We start from the raw sequence: 4,134 nt of genomic DNA on the forward strand, positions 1-4,134 counted from the left end.
ACCATTCTGCCGCCCCTGTAAGCAATTCACTTGGCAACGCTTTTCCTATTTGACGGGGAATGAATTGCACTTCACGTTTGTTATTACGCTCGGACCCCACAACGGCATTAACCAATGGTGCAATACGGTTAAAGGTCATAACGGGGCGGCGTTGCTCTTTTAATGCCGATAAATCCGCTTCATTCCACTGATCTCCATTGTAAAAACGAAAATCCTCCCTTGCATGCTCGCGCCATTTGTTCACATGCTCTACATCTTCTTTGTACCAACTCACAAGCTTGCGAAACAAACCTTCTGTTGACAGATCTGAAGCGCTGTTATCTTTGTCTAAATGCTCTTCATCATGCATCATTCTGCCATCCATGACGTACTCTCATAAGCTTCTCTACCACTGTAAGCTTGTCTCTTATGTTTCTGCACTGGCTGTTCATAACCCACACACATTAATCCAAAAGCATCCGCCCCATGACTCGACCAATCATGTTCTGCCCCCAACCCAATATTGCGCTTCTCATCCCATTTCTCGTGATACCAGTTCAGTGCCTTACGACCCGCTACGGTTGTCTCTTCATTGAACCAAACAGAAGGTAAAATACGTCGCACTGCCTCTATCCGCATCTTAACAGCACCGGCGCCTTGATTGGGTATCACTTGCGTTTCAAAACCCGCATCATTAAGAGCACTCTCAAAACTCACATTATGCACACGGTCTCTGGTCGCACCATCATGCGGCAAAACCATCAGTGCCTTCTCATAACCATTCTGCCGTAACCAACCGATATGTTCGGATAAAGGCTGCCCTTGTGCTTCGTAATAATCCAGCACTCTGATCTCTCTGCCAACAAATTGCGCTATCCATATCGCTGTGGCATCTGCCTTAGCACCCGTTCCCCCAATATCCCAAAAGGCGCGTATCTGCATTAAAGGGTCACGGGCAACACGCCCTATCCGCCCCTCTTGCTCGGCTGCCAACATTTCCTTTTGAAAGTAAGCCCCTTGAACCGCTGTAAGATAAGCCCCTTCCCAAATATGTTTATAAGTCTCGGGGCGGTTTTGTAGATCATCAAGCCGCGCTTCATTCAAGATCTTCGGAAACTTCGGATTGTCGGACCAGTTGATCTCAACACGTTTAATCGCTTCATTGTCCGAAAAGCGAAAGCGCCTTTCAACCGGTGCATTATCCCGTAATGGGTTCCACGTTACCCATAACTCTGCTCTCCACCCCTCTCCCTCTTCACGCAATGTTGGTATAAGCGTCTGCCAAGCTGTTTCTGTGACCGGCTCTGCCTCATCAACCCAACAGAGCAAAATACGCCCCATAGACTTGATGCTGGCAATATTACGGTCTAGTCCAGAAAACTGAAAGGCTATACGCCCATCATTCGACTTAATCGAAGCCTCTCCAACTTTATAATAATCCTTTAAAAAGTCATGGGCTTCAATCGCACGTTTTATTTCCTCCAATGAACTTTCTGCCAATGAATTTTGAAACTGACGTGCACAAAGGATAGTGCCTGATATCCCTTGCATACCAAATTGATAGCCTTTTAAAGCTGCCATCAAGGCAAATGATCTTGTCTTCCCAGACCCTCGTCCACCCCAAGCCGCTCTGACCAAAGCATCTCCTGCAAAAAGTGGAATAAGCTTCGGTACAATCTTAATCTGTCTTGTCGTCATTCATTAAAGGAGCAATTTCCACACGCCCTATGATCTTAATCGCGCCCCCATCTTCCCCTGTCACTTGCAAAGGCAAAATCTTCCCAAGCAACGCTAAATAAGCCGCTGGGCATTTGAGTGCTTGTTTTTCCAAATAAGAAATTAGCCCTTCCTTGCCATACTTATTGCCTGCCAATTCAGCTGCTTTAATGATTGCCTCTTTAAGAAGACGTGTATTTTTGTTCGGTACACCTTTAACCCGACCTTGACCAGCATTGGGTGGTGTCAACTTTCTTTTTAGCTTTGGAACCTGTTCTGTATTTTCGGATGTCATAAAATACGCCCTCCAGATAATAAAAAACCCCGCATTTGCGGGGATTTTTCACTGTACATCACCCTCATTAGACACAATACGCCTAAGTACAGTAATGTCATTAAATACGATTTGCTACACTTTGTCAACACAAAAATAACACATATTGATAATTTCAATGGAAGTCTGTTAGACAGCGTTAATTATGATAATTTAAAGGATTAAATAATGAAGTCATTATCCATAACGCTCGTAATAATATTTATAGCTTTCTTTTCGATATCAGTGTTATCAACATATACTAAAATAGATAGTTTAGAACAATACGATAAACTTTACGAAGAATATGTAAGTAAAAATTATAGAAATTTAGAATACCATCAAAAATTAGCAAAAGCAAAAGAATCGGCAAAAGATTTAAAAAAGTTCATGGTAAGTACTGTAGACATACCCCATGACAAGAGTCCATTTTGGAGGCATTTAATAACATTGCCAAGCAATCCTCCAGAGTTTAATATTTTAAAACATTATCACATAGTGCTTGTTTTTTGTGGACGTTTTGCTGACTTATGGCAAGGTGACCCAAATATGCCGACACTTACTTTTAACGACTTAAAGGCTGAACTTGAAGATTTTAAAAGCTCTGTTGTAAAAAATGAACCTATATGGTTGTTTATAAAACGAATTTTCTTGATAGCAAAGTTTGAAACGAGTTTTAATGATCCAATGTTTGAGTACGCAGAACAATTCCTAGATTCTCCAAATGGCATTAGCAAAAAAGAACAAACACTTCGTACAGAGGAAATAATGATAACGCGTGCGGCTACTCGTTTTAGCAATACAGCTAGAATGTGCAACCTTGCTATAGATATATATCGTACAATGATGCCCCAAGAAAATGTAAGACCTCCAGTAAGATATAGCTCTTTTGAAAAATGGAAGCGATATTTAACAAGTTTTTAAATTAACGATCAAAATACTTTTGAAGCGCATTAAGAGCAACCTTTAGTGAATTCACAAGATGCGGTAATTCTTGATCTTCTATAACGAGAGACTGTAGCGCAGCATAAATGTTGTATTGTCTATAAAGATGTTGCGCTTCTTTTATTGCCTCTTGCGTGTTTAAAAACTTCTCTGTTGCAAATTCTACCCATTTATCCCTTGCCTTATCATCAGCAGATGACGGCATTTCGTCATAAATCGCATTAGGTAAGCCCTTTGCACAAAGGTAGTTATTTCTTATCTGTAGGTACTGTTGCGCGGTGTCATATTGCTCTTGAGTGAGTACACCTTGCAAACAAAGCCGCCCTATGTAAGTACCTACAATTGGATTTTTTGCCTCATGTAAGGTTAAACCGAAGCGCTTTGCACGCATTTCTATAGCCAATTTATCGACAGCCTCACGCGGTTCTTTTGCACGTGATATACGACCATTTGCTTCTCTTATCTGCCCTGTGATTTTAGGGCGTCCCCTCTTTTTCTTTGCTTTCACAACACCGCCTTCTATTTAAAAAGGAACATCATCATTTAAAGCGTTTGTAGACATATCAAGAGGTCTGTAAATGCTTGTTGCATAAGCAGATGACGGCTCTTGATTATCATCATTTTTGCTGTCTAAAAGCTTTAACTCGCCTTTGTAGGGGGGCAATATGACCTCTGTTACAGACCGTTCAATACCGTTTTTATCTTGCCATTTACGCGTTTGTAACCGCCCTTCGATATAGACTTTGCTACCTTTGTTTAAGTACTGAAGCGCTATTTTTGCAAAATGTGGATTAAACACCACAATGGAATGCCACTCTGTTTTGTCTACTTTTTGATTGGTTGCCTTGTCTGTATAGCTTTCAGACGTTGCTATTCGAAAATTGACCACCTCGCCACCGGAGGGCATTGTTTTGCTTTCTGGATTTGCACCTAAATGACCGATTAACATCACTTTATTAAGCATTTGCTTTGCTATCCTTTTTATGGGGAATGGTACTTAAAAACGAAATAACTCATAATAAACAATATTATAACACATTATGCTATATTACCACAAGCAAAAACGGTTTTAATGCACTGAATTTACATTATGAATCATGTTTTTATTTTACTTATTTGCTTGTGTTTTGATACGATTTGTGCAATAAAGAGGCGTTCGTAATACTCACGAATAACGATAA

Annotated in this window: 6 protein-coding genes; 1 reads left to right on the top strand and 5 read right to left on the bottom strand. The window is 40.6% G+C overall.

The features are described from left to right. From HWX04_RS07830 to HWX04_RS07840, 3 genes are all read right to left on the bottom strand, one after another. A partial coding sequence (locus HWX04_RS07830) for a portal protein (protein WP_500676367.1) occupies positions 1 to 364 on the bottom strand: 364 nt, incomplete at its 3' end. Continuing rightward, positions 349 to 1,677, bottom strand: a complete 1,329-nt coding sequence (locus HWX04_RS07835; protein ID WP_175869572.1) for a PBSX family phage terminase large subunit — start codon at positions 1,675 to 1,677, stop codon at positions 349 to 351. The genes HWX04_RS07835 and HWX04_RS07830, both read right to left, overlap by 16 nt. Further along, positions 1,658 to 1,990 carry a hypothetical protein gene (locus HWX04_RS07840; protein ID WP_175869573.1) on the bottom strand — a complete coding sequence of 111 codons (333 nt, stop codon included), beginning with the start codon at positions 1,988 to 1,990 and terminating at the stop codon, positions 1,658 to 1,660. Before HWX04_RS07840 ends, HWX04_RS07835 begins: the two co-directional genes overlap by 20 nt. Before the next feature lie 207 nt (positions 1,991 to 2,197). Between HWX04_RS07840 and HWX04_RS07845 the strand changes: the two genes are divergently transcribed. After that, on the top strand, positions 2,198 to 2,932 hold the full coding sequence (locus HWX04_RS07845; protein ID WP_175869574.1) for a hypothetical protein: 735 nt from the start codon (positions 2,198 to 2,200) through the stop codon (positions 2,930 to 2,932). A gap of 1 nt (position 2,933) precedes the next feature. Here HWX04_RS07845 and HWX04_RS07850 read toward each other — a convergent pair whose 3' ends face one another. Both HWX04_RS07850 and ssb read right to left on the bottom strand, forming a co-directional pair. Further along, positions 2,934 to 3,461, bottom strand: a complete 528-nt coding sequence (locus HWX04_RS07850; RefSeq protein ID WP_175869575.1) for a hypothetical protein — start codon at positions 3,459 to 3,461, stop codon at positions 2,934 to 2,936. 15 nt (positions 3,462 to 3,476) lie between these two features. After that, positions 3,477 to 3,917, bottom strand: coding sequence for a single-stranded DNA-binding protein (gene ssb, locus HWX04_RS07855; RefSeq protein WP_175869576.1), 441 nt, complete (start codon positions 3,915 to 3,917; stop codon positions 3,477 to 3,479). Positions 3,918 to 4,134 lie beyond the last annotated feature (217 nt).

This window comes from Bartonella gabonensis (assembly GCF_903679515.1).
Taxonomy (GTDB): domain Bacteria; phylum Pseudomonadota; class Alphaproteobacteria; order Rhizobiales; family Rhizobiaceae; genus Bartonella; species Bartonella gabonensis.